This is a genomic window from Klebsiella sp. MBT K-1 (genome assembly GCF_002556465.1).
GTDB classification, from domain to species: Bacteria; Pseudomonadota; Gammaproteobacteria; order Enterobacterales; family Enterobacteriaceae; genus Klebsiella; species Klebsiella grimontii.
Genome location: NZ_PDEL01000030.1, coordinates 1 through 15256, shown reverse-complemented (window position 1 = coordinate 15256; position 15256 = coordinate 1). Strand labels below are relative to the sequence as shown.

Here is a 15256-nt window from a genome sequence, read left to right as displayed (position 1 = left end):
TAGCAGATGGCTAAGCAACCGGGATTAGATTTTCAAAGTGCCAAAGGTGGGATTGGCGAACTGAAGCGCAGACTGTTGTTTGTAATCGGTGCGTTGATTGTGTTCCGTATTGGCTCTTTTATTCCGATCCCTGGTATTGATGCCGCTGTACTTGCCAAACTGCTTGAGCAACAGCGAGGCACCATCATTGAAATGTTCAACATGTTCTCTGGTGGTGCTCTCAGCCGTGCTTCTATCTTTGCGTTGGGTATCATGCCGTATATTTCGGCATCGATCATTGTCCAGCTGTTGACGGTTGTTTATCAGCCGTTAGCAGAGCTGAAGAAAGAAGGGGAGTCTGGTCGTCGTAAGATCAGCCAGTACACCCGCTACGGTACTCTGGTGCTGGCGATATTCCAGTCGATCGGTATTGCTACCGGTCTGCCGAATATGCCTGGTATGCAGGGCCTGGTGATTAATCCAGGCTTTGCATTCTATTTCACCGCTGTTGTTAGTCTGGTTTCAGGAACAATGTTCCTGATGTGGCTCGGCGAACAGATTACTGAACGTGGTATCGGAAACGGTATCTCGATCATTATCTTTGCCGGTATCGTTGCGGGTCTCCCGCCAGCCATCGCCCATACTATCGAGCAAGCGCGTCAAGGCGACCTGCACTTCCTCCTGTTGCTGTTGGTTGCAGTATTAGTATTTGCAGTGACCTTCTTTGTTGTCTTTGTTGAGCGTGGCCAACGCCGCATTGTGGTAAACTACGCTAAGCGTCAACAGGGTCGTCGTGTCTATGCTGCACAGAGCACACATTTACCGCTGAAAGTGAATATGGCAGGGGTCATCCCGGCAATCTTCGCTTCCAGTATTATTCTGTTCCCGGCAACCATTACATCATGGTTCGGGGGCGGTACTGGTTGGAACTGGCTGACAACAATTTCGCTGTATTTGCAGCCTGGGCAACCGCTTTATGTGTTACTCTATGCGTCTGCAATCATCTTCTTCTGTTTCTTCTATACGGCGTTGGTTTTCAACCCGCGTGAAACAGCAGATAACCTGAAGAAGTCCGGTGCATTTGTACCAGGAATTCGTCCGGGAGAGCAAACGGCGAAGTATATCGATAAAGTAATGACTCGCCTGACTTTGGTCGGTGCGTTATACATCACTTTTATCTGCCTGATCCCGGAGTTCATGCGTGATGCAATGAAAGTACCGTTCTACTTCGGTGGGACCTCACTGCTTATCGTTGTTGTCGTGATTATGGACTTTATGGCTCAAGTGCAAACTCTGATGATGTCGAGTCAGTACGAGTCTGCATTGAAGAAGGCGAACCTGAAAGGCTACGGCCGCTAACAGGTCGCTCGAGAAGTTACGGAGAGTAAAAATGAAAGTTCGTGCTTCCGTCAAGAAATTATGCCGTAACTGCAAAATCGTTAAGCGTGATGGCGTCATCCGCGTGATTTGCAGTGCCGAGCCGAAGCATAAACAGCGCCAAGGCTGATTTATTCGCATATTTTTCTTGCAAAGTTGGGTTGAGCTGGCTAGATTAGCCAGCCAATCTTTTGTATGTCTGTACGTTTCCATTTGAGTATCCTGAAAACGGGCTTTTCAGCATGGTGCGTACATATTAAATAGTAGGAGTGCATAGTGGCCCGTATAGCAGGCATTAACATTCCTGATCACAAACATACCGTAATCGCATTAACTGCCATTTTCGGTATCGGCAAGACCCGCTCTAAAGCCATCTGTGCTGACACGGGTATCGCTGAAAATGTTAAGATCAGTGAGCTGTCTGAAGAACAAATTGAATCCCTGCGTGAAGCGGTTGGTAAATTTGTCGTTGAAGGTGATCTGCGCCGTGAAATCACCCTGAGCATCAAGCGTCTGATGGACCTTGGTTGCTATCGTGGTTTACGCCATCGTCGTGGTCTTCCGGTTCGCGGTCAGCGTACTAAGACCAACGCACGTACCCGTAAGGGTCCGCGTAAACCGATCAAGAAATAGTCGGGGTGATTGAATAATGGCAAAGGCACCAGTTCGTGCACGTAAGCGTGTAAGAAAACAAGTCTCTGATGGCGTGGCTCATGTCCATGCTTCTTTTAACAACACCATCGTTACCATTACCGATCGTCAGGGTAACGCGCTGGGTTGGGCAACAGCCGGTGGTTCCGGTTTCCGTGGTTCTCGCAAATCCACTCCGTTTGCAGCTCAGGTTGCAGCAGAGCGTTGCGCTGAAGCCGTAAAAGAATACGGCATCAAGAATCTGGAAGTTATGGTCAAAGGTCCGGGTCCAGGTCGCGAATCTACTATTCGTGCACTGAACGCCGCTGGTTTCCGCATCACGAATATTACTGATGTGACTCCGATCCCTCATAACGGTTGTCGTCCGCCGAAAAAACGTCGCGTATAACGCGTTCGTTTCTAGGATTGTTGGAGAAAGAAAATGGCAAGATATTTGGGTCCTAAGCTCAAGCTGAGCCGTCGTGAGGGCACAGACCTGTTCCTTAAGTCTGGCGTTCGCGCGATCGATACCAAGTGTAAAATTGAACAAGCTCCTGGCCAGCACGGTGCGCGTAAACCGCGTCTGTCTGACTATGGTGTGCAGTTGCGTGAAAAGCAAAAAGTTCGCCGTATGTACGGTGTGCTGGAGCGTCAGTTCCGTAACTACTATAAAGAAGCAGCGCGTCTGAAAGGCAACACCGGTGAAAACCTGTTGACTCTGCTGGAAGGTCGTCTGGACAACGTTGTATACCGTATGGGCTTCGGCGCGACTCGTGCTGAATCACGTCAGCTGGTTAGCCACAAAGCTATCATGGTAAACGGTCGTGTTGTTAACATCGCTTCTTATCAGGTTAAAGCGAATGACGTTGTCAGCATTCGTGAGAAAGCGAAAAAGCAATCTCGCGTGAAAGCCGCTCTGGAGCTGGCTGAGCAGCGTGAAAAGCCAACCTGGCTGGAAGTTGATGCTGGCAAGATGGAAGGTACGTTCAAGCGTCAGCCGGAACGTTCTGATCTGTCTGCGGACATTAACGAACACCTGATCGTCGAGCTTTACTCCAAGTAAAGCTTAGTACCAAAGAGAGGACACAATGCAGGGTTCTGTGACAGAGTTTCTAAAACCGCGCCTGGTCGATATCGAGCAAGTGAGTTCGACGCACGCCAAGGTGACCCTTGAACCTTTAGAGCGTGGCTTTGGCCATACTCTGGGTAACGCACTGCGCCGTATTCTGCTCTCATCGATGCCGGGTTGCGCGGTGACCGAGGTTGAGATTGATGGTGTACTTCATGAGTACAGCACCAAAGAAGGCGTTCAGGAAGATATCCTTGAAATCCTGCTCAACCTGAAAGGGCTGGCGGTGAGAGTTCAGGGTAAAGATGAAGTTATCCTTACTTTGAACAAATCTGGCATTGGCCCTGTGACCGCAGCCGACATTACCCATGACGGTGATGTCGAAATCGTCAAGCCGCAACATGTGATCTGCCACCTGACCGATGAGAACGCAGCTATTAGCATGCGTATCAAAGTTCAGCGCGGTCGCGGTTATGTGCCGGCTTCTGCCCGAATTCATTCGGAAGAAGATGAGCGCCCAATCGGCCGTCTGCTGGTCGACGCATGCTACAGCCCGGTAGAGCGTATTGCCTACAATGTTGAAGCAGCGCGTGTAGAACAGCGTACCGACCTGGACAAGCTGGTCATCGAAATGGAAACCAACGGAACAATCGATCCTGAAGAGGCGATTCGTCGTGCGGCAACCATCCTGGCAGAACAACTGGAAGCTTTCGTTGATTTACGTGATGTACGTCAGCCGGAAGTGAAAGAAGAGAAACCAGAATTCGATCCGATCCTGCTGCGCCCTGTTGACGATCTCGAATTGACTGTCCGCTCTGCTAACTGCCTTAAGGCAGAAGCTATCCACTATATCGGTGATCTGGTACAGCGTACCGAGGTTGAGTTGCTGAAAACGCCGAACCTGGGTAAAAAATCTCTTACCGAGATTAAAGACGTGCTGGCTTCACGTGGTCTGTCTCTGGGCATGCGCCTGGAAAACTGGCCACCGGCAAGCATTGCTGACGAGTAACCGGATCACAGGTTAAGGTTTTACTGAGAAGGATAAGGTCATGCGCCATCGTAAGAGTGGTCGTCAACTGAACCGCAACAGCAGCCATCGCCAGGCTATGTTCCGTAACATGGCTGGTTCGCTGGTTCGTCATGAAATCATCAAGACGACCCTGCCGAAAGCGAAAGAACTGCGTCGCGTAGTTGAGCCGCTGATTACTCTTGCCAAGACTGATAGCGTTGCTAATCGTCGTCTGGCATTCGCCCGCACTCGTGATAACGAGATCGTGGCAAAACTGTTTAACGAGCTGGGCCCGCGTTTCGCGAGCCGCGCCGGTGGTTACACTCGTATTCTGAAGTGTGGCTTCCGTGCAGGCGACAACGCGCCGATGGCATACATCGAGCTGGTTGATCGCTCTGAATCGAAAGCAGAAGCTGCTGCAGAGTAATCTGTAGTAACGTAAAAAAACCCGCTCCGGCGGGTTTTTTTATATCCACCCTATTCCTGCTTGTTTACAATATCTGCATTATTTTTGTTCATCGCCGGAGCCTTATGATGTGGTTACTGGATCAGTGGGCAGAGCGCCATATTCTTGATGCACAGCGCAAAGGTGAGTTAGATAATCTTCCGGGAAGTGGGGAACCTCTTTCTCTGGATGACGACTCGCATGTGCCAGCTGAGCTGCGCGCAGGTTACCGATTACTCAAAAATGCAGGTTGTTTACCTCCCGAACTCGAACATCGTAAAGAAGCGGTAATGCTCACTGACCTACTGAAAGGTGTACAGGAGAGCGATCCGCGCTATGCGGAACTGAGCCGTCGTTTGGCGCTACTCGAGTTAAAGCTGCGACAGGCGGGCCTGAACACGGACTTCCTGCGTGGAGATTACGCTGATAAGTTGCTACATAAAATTAATGAGGAGTAATCATGTACCGTATTGGTGAACTGGCAAAATTGGCTGACGTTACTCCCGACACCATCCGCTACTACGAAAAGCAGCAGATGATGGATCACAATGTGCGTACGGAAGGTGGATTTCGCCTCTATACGGACAACGACTTACAGAGGCTGCGTTTTATTCGCTATGCCAGACAGCTCGGTTTCACGCTAGAATCGATCCGCGAACTTCTCTCGATCCGCATCGATCCAGAGCATCACACCTGCCAGGAATCTAAAGGTATTGTGCAGGCCCGTTTGAGCGAAGTGGAATCCCGGATTAAAGAGCTACAAACCATGCGTCGCTCTTTGCAGCGCCTCAATGATGCTTGCTGCGGCACAGCGCACAGCAGCGTCTATTGTTCAATTCTTGAAGCGCTTGAGCAGGGGGCCAGCAACCAAAATACAGCACGTTGATTTTTGCATCAGTCGCGTCTACACTCAGGCCGATTTCTTTTACTAATCTGGAGAGTTTATGAGCCGCTATCAGCATACGAAAGGGCAAATAAAAGATAACGCCATTGAGGCATTACTTCATGACCCATTATTCAGGCAGAGAGTTGAGAAGAACAGGAAAGGGAAAGGCAGCTACCAAAGAAAAGAAAAACATGCAGGACGGAATGGTCGGGAGGCCAGTGGCAAGAAAGTAATTAACTTTCTTACCACTGGCCTTCTGCTTTTGACGCTTCTTAAGAACGATTGTTTTGTTCTTTCAACAGGTCACGAATTTCGCTAAGCAGGACTTCTTCTTTGGTCGGGGCCGGTGGTGCTGCCGGGATTTCTTCTTTTTTTCTGTTCAATTTATTCATCAGTTTGATTGCCATAAAAATGGCAAACGCCACGATAATAAAATCGAAGACGTTTTGGATGAATACGCCATAATGCATTACGACCGCTGGGATGTCTCCCTGGGCGTCCCGTAGCGTGACAGCAAACTGTTTAAAGTCGATTCCGCCAATGAGTAAACCTAGCGGTGGCATAATAATATCGGCAACTAACGACGATACGATTTTACCAAAGGCTGCACCAATGATGACACCGACTGCCAAATCAACCACGTTCCCGCGCATCGCAAATTCGCGAAATTCTTTTAAAAAACTCATTTTATTCTCCTTGAGCCAGCTAACACTGATAAGTTTAACAAATGTATTCCTATTTTCCATTACTGGGGAATAATTGCAGAAAAATATTATCCTTTGATATATAAGGGATAAAAGAAAGGCGTCTCGTCGACGCCTGCGAACTACAGGAAGAAAGGACTTGGCTGGAATAGTCTCTCAACATCAGAGATGAATTTTTTGTCCGTCAGGAACATAACGACATGATCCCCTTGCTCAATACGCAGATTATTATTCGCGATCATGACATCATTACCGCGTACTACTGCGCCAATAATTGTTCCGGGGGGAAGCTTAATCTCATCGATAGCGCGACCAACGACCCGCGAAGTGCTTTCATCTCCGTGCGCTACAGCTTCAATGGCCTCCGCGACACCGCGGCGCAGAGAGGAAACGCCGACAATATCAGCTTTCCGCACATGGCTGAGCAGAGCTGAAATAGTTGCCTGCTGCGGTGATATTGCAATGTCGATCACGCTCCCCTGAACAAGATCAACGTAGGCGCGGCGTTGGATCAGTACCATCACTTTTTTGGCGCCCATGCGTTTTGCGAGCATGGCAGACATAATATTGGCTTCATCATCGTTGGTGACGGCAATGAAAAGATCGACCTGATCGATATGTTCTTCCGCCAGCAATTCTTGATCTGATGCATCACCGTAAAAGACAATTGTATTTTGCAGCTTTTCTGCGAGCTCTGCGGCACGCTGTTGATTACGTTCAATAAGCTTGACGCTGTAATCTTTCTCCAGCTTATGGGCGAGCCCGGCCCCGATGTTTCCACCGCCAACCAGCATGATGCGCTTGTACGGTTTTTCAAGGCGCTGAAGTTCGCTCATCACTGCACGGATATGCTGTGATGCGGCGATGAAAAACACCTCATCACCGGCCTCTACGATTGTTGATCCTTGTGGCCTGATAGGACGATCGTGGCGGAAAATAGCCGCTACGCGTGTATCAATATGCGGCATATGCTCACGCATAGTTGAAAGCGCGTTTCCCACCAAAGGGCCGCCATAATAAGCTTTAACGACTGCAAGGCTGACTTTTCCTTCAGCAAAATTAACCACCTGCAGCGCGCCTGGGTACTCGATCAGACGGTGAATACTGTCAATTACCAACTGCTCTGGAGCGATGAGGTGGTCAATAGGAACCGCTTCTGAATGGAAAAGTTTATCGGCATCGCGTACATAATCCGGGGAACGGATGCGGGCAATACGATTTGGTGTATTAAACAGCGAATAGGCGACCTGGCAGGCCACCATGTTCGTTTCATCTGAGCTGGTCACTGCAACCAACATGTCGGCATCATCCGCACCGGCCTCGCGCAGCACGCGCGGGTGCGAGCCGTGGCCCTGAACCACTCTGAGATCAAATTTGTCCTGAAGACTGCGAAGGCGGTCGCCATTCGTGTCTACCAGCGTAATATCGTTGTTCTCACCGACAAGGTTTTCTGCCAGAGTTCCGCCGACCTGCCCTGCGCCCAATATGATAATTTTCATCAGTCGCGACTCGTTATCTCATTACTTTTTGATTAGCTTAGCGTAAAAGAAACCGTCACCTTGCTCGGCGCCTGGCAAATTTTGCTGGCCCGGTAAATCTGCATCGCCGGTTTCGTTAAGAACCGCATCAGCTGTACGTTGCAGGAAGGCTTTTATTTGCTGGCTGTTCTCTTCTGGCAATACGGAACATGTCGCGTAAACCAGAGTGCCGCCGGATTTCAGGTGCGGCCATACGGCATCCAGAATTTCAGCCTGGAGCTGGGCCAGTTCCGCGATATCACGCTCCCGGCGCAGCCATTTGATATCCGGGTGACGGCGAATAACACCGGTGGCGGAACAAGGGGCATCCAACAGAATACGATCGAACTGCTGCTCGCCACACCATTGGGCTGGATAACGGCCATCGCCTTGTTTGACGGTCGCTTTCATGCCCAGACGCTTCAGGTTGTCATAGACGCGGGAGAGTCGCTGCTCATCAACGTCGACAGCCAGAACCTGTGCTTCGGGCGCCGCTTCGAGAATATGGGTGGTTTTACCACCCGGGGCAGCGCATAGATCTAAAATATACTCGTCGTTTTGCGGATCAAGGAATGTCATGCAGCCTTGGGCAGAGGCATCCTGCACGGTCACCCAACCTGCCTCAAACCCGGGCAATGCGTGGACCGGTACCGGTGTTTCCAGGCGCACGGCGTCAGGGTAAGCAGGATGAGTAAACCCTTTCATTCCCGCCTCTTCCAGTAAAGCCAGCCAGCTGTCGCGCGAGTGATGGACGCGGTTTACCCGCAACCACATCGGCGGGCGCTGGTTGTTCGCTTCCACAATGGCTTCCCACTGTGCTGGATAGGCTTTTTGCAGACGTTTCAATAACCAGGAAGGATGTAAAAAGCGGATCTCGCTACGAGAAAATTCAGCTAACAGCTCTTCCTGCTGACGTTGAAACTGGCGCAAGACCCCATTGATCAACCCTTTGAGCTGCGGACGTTTAATAGCAACGGCGCCTTCAACGGTTTCCGCCAAAGCTGCATGAGGCGGAATGCGTGTGTATAACAGTTGATAAAAGCCCACCATAATCAGGTAGTGCACAACACGCTGCTTACCCGTCATCGGCCGGGACATGAGCTTGCCGATCAGCCAATCTAACTGTGAAAGCGTACGTAGCACGCCAAAGCATAGCTCCTGAAGCAGCGCTTTATCTTTATCAGAGACTTTCTGTTGCAGCGGCGGCAGAACGTTGCTTAAGGATTGCCCTTGTTCGAGAACCTGTTCAACGGCCTGTGCTGCCAGACTGCGTAAATTGAGTTGTTTTTTCATAAGTACAAAAATAAAAATGCCCGGTAACACCGGGCGTATTAAGAAAGGAGCGTCAGACCAGACGGCTGCCAGGTACAAACCATTCCCGGCGCGAGTTTAATAGATCCTGAGCACTCATGGCTTTTTTCCCGGCTGGCTGTAGCGAGAGTAAATTCAGAACCCCGTCCCCGGTTGCGACCTGAATTCCCCGTTTTGTCGCTTCAAGAATGGTCCCCGGCTCGGCTTTTGTTGCCGTGTCGATCGCCGATGCCTGCCAGACTTTCACCGGCTGACCATCAATTTCTATCCAACTCATTGGCCATGGGTTAAAGGCGCGAATGCAGCGTTCTAGCTGTGCAGCGGAAAGAGACCAGTCGATACGCGCTTCTTCTTTGCTGAGTTTTTGCGCATGGGTAACCAGCGCTTCATCCTGTACAACCGGTTTTGCGGTGCCTGCGGCAAGCTGCTTAAGGGTTTCGATAAGCCCCTGGGGGCCCAGGTTCGCCAGCTTGTCGTACAGCGTCCCGCTGGTGTCTTCTGCGGTGATCGGGCACGCAAGCTTATACAGCATATCACCCGTATCGAGACCAACATCCATCTGCATGATGGTTACACCCGTCTCGGCATCGCCAGCCCAAAGCGAACGTTGAATCGGGGCCGCACCGCGCCAGCGCGGAAGCAGCGAGCCGTGAACGTTAATGCAGCCCAGGCGTGGAATATCAAGTACGGCTTTTGGCAGAAGGAGGCCATAGGCCACGACGACCATAACATCTGCGCGCAGGTCAGAGACGAGTTGCTGGTTTTCCTGCGGACGTAACGAAGCTGGCTGGAATACCGGTATGCCTTGCTCTTCCGCCAGAACTTTTACCGGGCTGGGCATGAGTTTTTTACCACGACCAGCCGGACGGTCCGGTTGGGTGAACACGCCAACAACGTTATGTCCAGAGGAGAGCAGCGCGTCGAGATGACGCGCTGCAAAGTCAGGTGTGCCCGCAAAAATAATACGTAGTGAATCTGACACGTTAATTCTCGTCCTTAAGCTCGGGCATTCAGGCGATCAAGTTTCTCAACTTTCTGACGAATGCGTTGTTGCTTGAGCGGCGACAGGTAGTCGATGAACAGCTTACCGACGAGGTGATCCATCTCATGCTGAATACAGATTGCCAGCAGACCATCAGCTTCAAGCTCATAAGGTTTACCTTCACGATCGAGCGCGCGGATTTTCACCTTTTCTGCACGTGGTACTAAAGCACGCTGTTCAGGAATAGAGAGACAACCCTCTTCAATACCTGTTTCTCCGCTCTTTTCCAGCAGCTCAGGGTTAATTAATACCAGCTGCTCTTCACGATTTTCTGATACGTCAATAACGATAATGCGCTGATGAATATCTACCTGCGTTGCGGCCAGACCGATACCTTCTTCAGCGTACATCGTCTCGAACATATCATCGACGATACGCTGAATTTCTGCATTTACTTCTTCTACCGGTTTTGCGACTTTGCGAAGGCGCTCGTCCGGAATATGTAACACTTGCAAAACTGACATAGTTATCCAGAGTTGTGTTCAGGAGTTGGAAAGATTATTACCTCTATTCTAGACAAAACCCCCTGCAATTGACAGTCTCACTGACCAATCGCAAAGATTGTTAAAGTCGCTTGTGGCAGGGGAATAGGGATGACGCCGAGGGAAATTTGGTTACGTTTGATGAGAGTGAGCAGCCTGTATGGAGAAGGTGCTATCAGTGCCGCACGCCAGCTATGTTCATCTCCGACGCTAGAGCGAGAAGAGTTGCGTGCCCGTGGTTTGAATCTGGCACAATCGAAGCATTTCCTCGGTGTTAACCAATGCGAAATTGATGCCACGCTGCAATGGCTGGAGCGGCCCAATTGCTATTTACTGACTGCCGAAGATCCGCTTTACCCACCCCAACTGCGGGCGATTGTCGACTTTCCTTGCGCTCTTTTAGTATGTGGAGATCCTGCGCTACTCAGTAGCCGGCAGCTGTCCGTCATCGGGAGTCGGTCGCACTCGTGGTATGGCGCTCGTTGGGGAAAACTATTTAGCGAAGCTTTAGCGCGTTATGGCATTACGATCACGAGCGGTCTGGCCCTTGGCATTGATGGTATTGCTCATCGTGGTGCGCTGGAAGGGAAAGGTAAAACGGTGGCAGTTTTAGGGAATGGCTTAGGAGAGATCTATCCTCGTCGCCATCAGGCGTTAGCGGAACAGATAATTAACGGTGGCGGAGCCGTCATTTCTGAGTTCCCGCTGTTTACTCCGCCCCTGCCGGGCAATTTTCCCCGTCGTAACCGAATTATCAGTGGCCTAAGCGCCGGTGTGTTGGTTATTGAAGCTGCGCTGAAAAGTGGCTCATTAGTGACGGTTCGGTATGCGCTGGAGCAGGGAAGGGATGTATTTGCTCTGCCAGGGCCGATTGGCAGCCCGGGTTCAGAAGGTCCTCATTGGCTCATCAAGCAGGGCGCGATTCCCGTAACAGCCCCTGAAGATATCGTCGAATACTGGCGAGATGAGCTACCGTATATTCTTCCTGAGCCAGATGAGGTAAATAATTGCGGTAATCGGCCTTCTGTAGCATTGCCATTTCCAGAGCTCCTGGCTAACGTAGGAGATGAGGTAACACCTGTTGACGTTGTCGCTGAACGTGCCGGCCAATCTGTGCCAGTAACCGTAGCCCAGCTACTAGAACTGGAGTTAGCAGGCTGGATCGCAGCTGTACCCGGCGGCTATGTCCGATTAAGGAGGGCAAGCCATGTTCGACGTACTGATGTATCTGTTTGAAACTTACATCCATAACGAAGCAGAAATGCGCGTGGATCAGGACAAGCTGACTCGGGATCTGACCGATGCCGGTTTTGAACGAGAAGATATCTATAACGCCCTAATGTGGCTCGAAAAACTGGCTGATTACCAGGAGGGGCTTGTTGCACCCATGCAGCTAGCTTCTGACCCACTCTCGTTACGAGTCTATACTGACGAGGAGTGTCAGCGTCTTGATGCGAGTTGCCGGGGATTCTTACTATTCCTTGAGCAAATTCAGGTGTTGAACCTCGAAACACGGGAAATGGTGATAGAGCGCGTGCTGGCGCTGGATACGGCAGAATTCGATCTGGAGGATCTCAAATGGGTGATTCTGATGGTGCTGTTCAATATTCCCGGTTGCGAAAATGCCTACCAGCAAATGGAAGAATTACTCTTTGAAGTAAATGAAGGTATGCTGCACTAACTTTTTTGCTGCGACATTAGAATTGTTATGACCAAAACAGCGCTGTTTTCGGTGCGTAAAAACGGACCCTGCCCGCAGTGTGGGGCTGAACTGGTAATACGCTCCGGGAAGCACGGGCCTTTTCTCGGCTGCTCGCATTATCCTGACTGTGACTATGTCCGTCCCCTGAAAAGCCAGGTGGACGGACATATTGTCAAAGTTCTGGAGGGGCAAACGTGTCCGTCCTGCGGCGCGGTGCTGGTACTCCGCCAGGGGCGTTTTGGTATGTTTATCGGTTGTAGCAGCTATCCTGATTGCGAACATACTGAACTTATCGATAAGCCGGATGAAACTGCAATAGCCTGCCCACAATGCGGACAAGGGCATCTGGTTCAGCGCCGTTCACGGTTTGGAAAAAACTTCCATTCCTGCGATCGTTACCCCGATTGTCAGTTCGTCATTAACTTCAGGCCAGTGGCGGGCGAGTGTCCTGAGTGTCATTACCCGTTGCTAATCGAAAAGAAAACGGCGCAGGGCGTTAAGCGCTTCTGCGCCAGCAAACTATGTGGAAAGCCGATATCGGCGGAATAAATCTGTGAATAATAACCTGCCCTCAGAAGCCATCGTACGCGCTGTGGCGCTTCTGAATAATGAACATGTCATCGCCTATCCAACAGAAGCCGTTTTTGGCGTCGGTTGCGATCCCGATAGCGAAAAAGCCGTCATGAGTCTGCTCGCACTGAAGCAGCGTCCCGTTGAAAAGGGGCTGATTCTGATTGCTGCGAACTTTGAGCAACTCAAGCCGTATATTGACGATACGCAGCTGAGTGATGCGCAGCTAGCGGCTATTTTTTCGTGTTGGCCTGGGCCGGTAACATTTGTCTTCCCTGCCTGCGCTTCAACGCCGCGTTGGTTGACCGGGCGCTTCAATTCATTGGCGGTACGAGTCACGGATCATCCGCTGGTGGTCGAACTGTGTAAGGCTTACGGGAAACCGCTTGTTTCTACCAGCGCAAATTTATCGGGCCAGCCTCCTTGTCGCACGACGGCTGAGGTTTATACGCAGTTTGGCGCTGATTTCCCGGTAGTCGATGGGGCAACGGGCGGGCGTCAAAACCCATCTGAAATACGTGACGCCTTGACGGGCGAACTCTTCCGCCAGGGGTAACTCATGGAAACTTATGCCGTCTTCGGAAACCCGATTGCCCATAGCAAGTCGCCATCTATTCATCGGCTTTTTGCGCAGCAGCTGCAAATTACGCATCCCTATGGCCGTATCCTGGCTCCGCTCGATGATTTTGTTACCACGCTCGATGCTTTCTTTAATGAAGGTGGTAAGGGAGCGAACGTCACCGTGCCTTTTAAAGAAGAGGCCTTCGCGCGAGCTGATGAGTTAACTGAACGCGCAGCGCTGGCTGGTGCGGTCAATACGCTTAAACGGTTGGAGGATGGCCGCCTGCTTGGGGACAATACCGATGGTATTGGACTACTGAGCGATCTGGAACGGCTTGGTTTTATTAAACCTGGATTCCGGGTGTTGCTTATTGGCGCAGGTGGGGCTTCACGCGGCGTATTGCTTCCTCTCCTGTCGCTGGATTGCGCCGTGACTATTGTTAATCGTACCTATTCTCGCGCCCATGAACTGGCTACGCTTTTTTCTCATACCGGCAGCGTCCGCGCTTTAGATATAGAAGCATTAGGCGGTCAGGAATTTGATCTGATTGTTAATGCGACGTCCAGCGGTATTGACGGCGATGTTCCCGCGATCCCTGTTACCTTAATAAATCCTCATGTCTGTTGTTATGACATGTTTTACCAGAAAGGCTGTACGCCATTTTTAGCCCTCTGCCAGCAACACGGTGCGACAAAATGCGCTGATGGGTTGGGAATGCTGGTGGCGCAGGCTGCCCATGCGGTGCTGTTATGGCATGGCGTACTGCCAGAAATTACGCCAGTCATTGCAGCGTTGCAGAAGGAACTGAATGCGTGAACCAGGCTATTCAGTTTCCAGACAGAGAGATATGGGATGAAGCGCATCAATGTATCGCTTTTCCGGCATTAGTTAACGGCATGCAGCTTACCTGCGCCTTAACGTTAACGGTGCTCAAGAAGCGTTTTGGCGGTGAAGAACCCGCACAATGGCTGGCCGCTTTTCGTGAACATCGCTGGGATCTGGAAGATGAAGCCCAGGATCTCATTCTCGACCAGCGGGAAGATGCTCAGGGTTGGGTCTGGCTTTCCTGATCGAGATAATCACCTTTCCACTTTACATAGTTATTCGCTGAATATATGAGCCCCGCGATTTCCGCCTCCGTCAGGGGGCGTATCCGTTTTACCGGGTTACCAAAGTAAAGGTAGCCACTCTTGAGGCGTTTGTTCTGAGGCACCAGACTACCTGCGCCAATCATTATGTCGTCTTCAACAATCACGCCATCCAACAAAATCGAACCCATCCCGACCAGTACCCGATTACCAATAGTGCAGCCGTGTAGCATCACCTTATGCCCGACGGTAACATCATCGCCAATGATCAGTGGATTGCCTTGCGGATTAGATGGTGATTTATGCGTGACATGTAAGACGCTACCGTCCTGAATGTTGGTGCGAGCGCCTATTTCGACGTAATTCACATCGCCGCGAATCGCGACCAGAGGCCAGATACTGACGTCATCAGCCATTCTGACATCACCGATCACCACGCTGCTGCTGTCGATCATCACGCGCAGGCCCGTTTTAGGGAATAAATCTTTATAACGACGTAAACTGGTGGTCATGGTTACCTCAATAAACGAAGGGAGTGCAGAGACTTTGGTTGCTTTTTTGGCCGTCTGCAACCCTTTATTGTGGTAAAAATTGAGCGAATTGAGCAAGAACGCCGCGAAGCGGCTGAAAAACCATCATTTGGAAAAAAAGATCGAAAAAAGGCTTGTGCAAAAAAATGGGATCCCTATAATGCGCTCCCACTGACACGGCAGATGTGAATCACTTCACAAACAACCCGGTCGGTTGAAGAGAAAAAATCCTGAAATAACGGGTTGACTCTGAAAGAGGAAAGCGTAATATACGCCACCTCGCAACGGTGAGCGAAAGCTGCGTTGCACTGCTCTTTAACAATTTATCAGACAATCTGTGTGGGCACTCAAAG

Annotated in this window: 22 protein-coding genes; 16 read left to right on the top strand and 6 right to left on the bottom strand. The window is 50.7% G+C overall.

What is annotated here, in order from left to right:
* The first annotated feature begins 6 nt into the window (after positions 1 to 6).
* The 10 genes from secY (at position 7) to CMQ96_RS27580 (ending at position 5714) form a co-directional block, all read left to right on the top strand.
* Positions 7 to 1338 carry a preprotein translocase subunit SecY gene (secY, locus tag CMQ96_RS27625; RefSeq protein WP_004106334.1) on the top strand — a complete coding sequence of 444 codons (1332 nt, stop codon included), beginning with the start codon at positions 7 to 9 and terminating at the stop codon, positions 1336 to 1338.
* 31 nt (positions 1339 to 1369) lie between these two features.
* The gene (gene rpmJ, locus CMQ96_RS27620) at positions 1370 to 1486 is read left to right on the top strand and encodes a 50S ribosomal protein L36 (RefSeq protein WP_000868187.1); all 117 of its coding nucleotides are present in this window, start codon (positions 1370 to 1372) and stop codon (positions 1484 to 1486) included.
* Positions 1487 to 1632: 146 nt separating this feature from the next.
* A complete protein-coding gene (gene rpsM / locus CMQ96_RS27615; RefSeq protein WP_004106333.1) occupies positions 1633 to 1989 on the top strand; it encodes a 30S ribosomal protein S13 in 357 nt (118 codons plus the stop codon).
* Positions 1990 to 2005: 16 nt separating this feature from the next.
* Positions 2006 to 2395, top strand: coding sequence for a 30S ribosomal protein S11 (rpsK, locus tag CMQ96_RS27610; RefSeq protein WP_004138423.1), 390 nt, complete (start codon positions 2006 to 2008; stop codon positions 2393 to 2395).
* A 33-nt stretch (positions 2396 to 2428) separates the two neighbouring features.
* Positions 2429 to 3049, top strand: a complete 621-nt coding sequence (gene rpsD / locus CMQ96_RS27605) for a 30S ribosomal protein S4 (protein WP_004125897.1) — start codon at positions 2429 to 2431, stop codon at positions 3047 to 3049.
* 25 nt (positions 3050 to 3074) lie between these two features.
* Entirely contained in the window at positions 3075 to 4064 is a 990-nt protein-coding gene (rpoA, locus tag CMQ96_RS27600) for a DNA-directed RNA polymerase subunit alpha (RefSeq protein ID WP_002919219.1), read from the top strand.
* Positions 4065 to 4104: 40 nt separating this feature from the next.
* On the top strand, positions 4105 to 4491 hold the full coding sequence (gene rplQ, locus CMQ96_RS27595; RefSeq protein ID WP_001216372.1) for a 50S ribosomal protein L17: 387 nt from the start codon (positions 4105 to 4107) through the stop codon (positions 4489 to 4491).
* Positions 4492 to 4598: 107 nt separating this feature from the next.
* Positions 4599 to 4967, top strand: a complete 369-nt coding sequence (locus CMQ96_RS27590; RefSeq protein ID WP_004138424.1) for a DUF1992 domain-containing protein — start codon at positions 4599 to 4601, stop codon at positions 4965 to 4967.
* A 2-nt stretch (positions 4968 to 4969) separates the two neighbouring features.
* Entirely contained in the window at positions 4970 to 5395 is a 426-nt protein-coding gene (zntR, locus tag CMQ96_RS27585) for a Zn(2+)-responsive transcriptional regulator (protein WP_004125893.1), read from the top strand.
* Positions 5396 to 5453: 58 nt separating this feature from the next.
* On the top strand, positions 5454 to 5714 hold the full coding sequence (locus tag CMQ96_RS27580) for an alternative ribosome-rescue factor A (RefSeq protein WP_024360701.1): 261 nt from the start codon (positions 5454 to 5456) through the stop codon (positions 5712 to 5714).
* On the opposite strand, the gene mscL is transcribed toward CMQ96_RS27580, so the two are convergent.
* The 5 genes from mscL to def all read right to left on the bottom strand — a co-directional run bounded on the left by mscL (position 5668) and on the right by def (position 10433).
* Positions 5668 to 6081 (bottom strand): large-conductance mechanosensitive channel protein MscL, encoded by a 414-nt coding sequence (mscL, locus tag CMQ96_RS27575; protein WP_004125889.1) that lies wholly within the window; start codon positions 6079 to 6081, stop codon positions 5668 to 5670. The two genes, CMQ96_RS27580 and mscL, sit on opposite strands and share 47 nt — an antisense overlap.
* A 140-nt stretch (positions 6082 to 6221) precedes the next feature.
* Positions 6222 to 7598: a Trk system potassium transporter TrkA gene (trkA, locus tag CMQ96_RS27570; protein ID WP_004125888.1), complete on the bottom strand. Its 1377-nt coding sequence runs from the start codon at positions 7596 to 7598 to the stop codon at positions 6222 to 6224.
* Between the two features lie 21 nt (positions 7599 to 7619).
* Positions 7620 to 8909 (bottom strand): 16S rRNA (cytosine(967)-C(5))-methyltransferase RsmB, encoded by a 1290-nt coding sequence (rsmB, locus tag CMQ96_RS27565; RefSeq protein ID WP_098067612.1) that lies wholly within the window; start codon positions 8907 to 8909, stop codon positions 7620 to 7622.
* Between the two features lie 52 nt (positions 8910 to 8961).
* On the bottom strand, positions 8962 to 9909 hold the full coding sequence (gene fmt / locus CMQ96_RS27560) for a methionyl-tRNA formyltransferase (protein ID WP_004138430.1): 948 nt from the start codon (positions 9907 to 9909) through the stop codon (positions 8962 to 8964).
* Between the two features lie 14 nt (positions 9910 to 9923).
* Entirely contained in the window at positions 9924 to 10433 is a 510-nt protein-coding gene (def, locus tag CMQ96_RS27555; protein WP_004138433.1) for a peptide deformylase, read from the bottom strand.
* Between the two features lie 129 nt (positions 10434 to 10562).
* On the opposite strand from def, the gene dprA reads away from it, so the two are divergent.
* The 6 genes from dprA to CMQ96_RS27525 are packed head-to-tail and all read left to right on the top strand — an operon-like array spanning position 10563 to position 14355.
* Positions 10563 to 11687 (top strand): DNA-protecting protein DprA, encoded by a 1125-nt coding sequence (gene dprA, locus CMQ96_RS27550; protein ID WP_024360700.1) that lies wholly within the window; start codon positions 10563 to 10565, stop codon positions 11685 to 11687.
* Entirely contained in the window at positions 11659 to 12132 is a 474-nt protein-coding gene (gene smg / locus CMQ96_RS27545) for a DUF494 family protein Smg (RefSeq protein WP_004125874.1), read from the top strand. Before dprA ends, smg begins: the two co-directional genes overlap by 29 nt.
* A gap of 27 nt (positions 12133 to 12159) precedes the next feature.
* Positions 12160 to 12702, top strand: a complete 543-nt coding sequence (locus CMQ96_RS27540; RefSeq protein WP_098067610.1) for a type I DNA topoisomerase — start codon at positions 12160 to 12162, stop codon at positions 12700 to 12702.
* 4 nt (positions 12703 to 12706) lie between these two features.
* Positions 12707 to 13279, top strand: a complete 573-nt coding sequence (tsaC, locus tag CMQ96_RS27535) for an L-threonylcarbamoyladenylate synthase type 1 TsaC (protein WP_004138440.1) — start codon at positions 12707 to 12709, stop codon at positions 13277 to 13279.
* Between the two features lie 3 nt (positions 13280 to 13282).
* On the top strand, positions 13283 to 14101 hold the full coding sequence (gene aroE, locus CMQ96_RS27530) for a shikimate dehydrogenase (RefSeq protein WP_098067609.1): 819 nt from the start codon (positions 13283 to 13285) through the stop codon (positions 14099 to 14101).
* Positions 14098 to 14355 carry a DUF1488 domain-containing protein gene (locus CMQ96_RS27525; protein WP_004138448.1) on the top strand — a complete coding sequence of 86 codons (258 nt, stop codon included), beginning with the start codon at positions 14098 to 14100 and terminating at the stop codon, positions 14353 to 14355. Before aroE ends, CMQ96_RS27525 begins: the two co-directional genes overlap by 4 nt.
* On the opposite strand, the gene CMQ96_RS27520 is transcribed toward CMQ96_RS27525, so the two are convergent.
* Positions 14331 to 14885: a gamma carbonic anhydrase family protein gene (locus CMQ96_RS27520; RefSeq protein WP_098067608.1), complete on the bottom strand. Its 555-nt coding sequence runs from the start codon at positions 14883 to 14885 to the stop codon at positions 14331 to 14333. The genes CMQ96_RS27525 and CMQ96_RS27520 overlap by 25 nt on opposite strands.
* Between the last annotated feature and the right edge of the window lie 371 nt (positions 14886 to 15256).

Bases quoted from the DNA above. Each gene is read 5' to 3' on its own strand.
- secY (WP_004106334.1), top strand. From the start codon at position 7: ATGGCTAAGCAACCGGGATTAGATTTTCAAAGTGCCAAAGGTGGGATT.
- rpmJ (WP_000868187.1), top strand. From the start codon at position 1,370: ATGAAAGTTCGTGCTTCCGTCAAGAAATTATGCCGTAACTGCAAAATC.
- rpsK (WP_004138423.1), top strand. From the start codon at position 2,006: ATGGCAAAGGCACCAGTTCGTGCACGTAAGCGTGTAAGAAAACAAGTC.
- rpsD (WP_004125897.1), top strand. From the start codon at position 2,429: ATGGCAAGATATTTGGGTCCTAAGCTCAAGCTGAGCCGTCGTGAGGGC.
- rpoA (WP_002919219.1), top strand. From the start codon at position 3,075: ATGCAGGGTTCTGTGACAGAGTTTCTAAAACCGCGCCTGGTCGATATC.
- rplQ (WP_001216372.1), top strand. From the start codon at position 4,105: ATGCGCCATCGTAAGAGTGGTCGTCAACTGAACCGCAACAGCAGCCAT.
- CMQ96_RS27590 (WP_004138424.1), top strand. From the start codon at position 4,599: ATGTGGTTACTGGATCAGTGGGCAGAGCGCCATATTCTTGATGCACAG.
- zntR (WP_004125893.1), top strand. From the start codon at position 4,970: ATGTACCGTATTGGTGAACTGGCAAAATTGGCTGACGTTACTCCCGAC.
- CMQ96_RS27580 (WP_024360701.1), top strand. From the start codon at position 5,454: ATGAGCCGCTATCAGCATACGAAAGGGCAAATAAAAGATAACGCCATT.
- mscL (WP_004125889.1), bottom strand. From the start codon at position 6,081: ATGAGTTTTTTAAAAGAATTTCGCGAATTTGCGATGCGCGGGAACGTG.
- trkA (WP_004125888.1), bottom strand. From the start codon at position 7,598: ATGAAAATTATCATATTGGGCGCAGGGCAGGTCGGCGGAACTCTGGCA.
- rsmB (WP_098067612.1), bottom strand. From the start codon at position 8,909: ATGAAAAAACAACTCAATTTACGCAGTCTGGCAGCACAGGCCGTTGAA.
- def (WP_004138433.1), bottom strand. From the start codon at position 10,433: ATGTCAGTTTTGCAAGTGTTACATATTCCGGACGAGCGCCTTCGCAAA.
- dprA (WP_024360700.1), top strand. From the start codon at position 10,563: ATGACGCCGAGGGAAATTTGGTTACGTTTGATGAGAGTGAGCAGCCTG.
- smg (WP_004125874.1), top strand. From the start codon at position 11,659: ATGTTCGACGTACTGATGTATCTGTTTGAAACTTACATCCATAACGAA.
- CMQ96_RS27540 (WP_098067610.1), top strand. From the start codon at position 12,160: ATGACCAAAACAGCGCTGTTTTCGGTGCGTAAAAACGGACCCTGCCCG.
- aroE (WP_098067609.1), top strand. From the start codon at position 13,283: ATGGAAACTTATGCCGTCTTCGGAAACCCGATTGCCCATAGCAAGTCG.
- CMQ96_RS27520 (WP_098067608.1), bottom strand. From the start codon at position 14,885: ATGACCACCAGTTTACGTCGTTATAAAGATTTATTCCCTAAAACGGGC.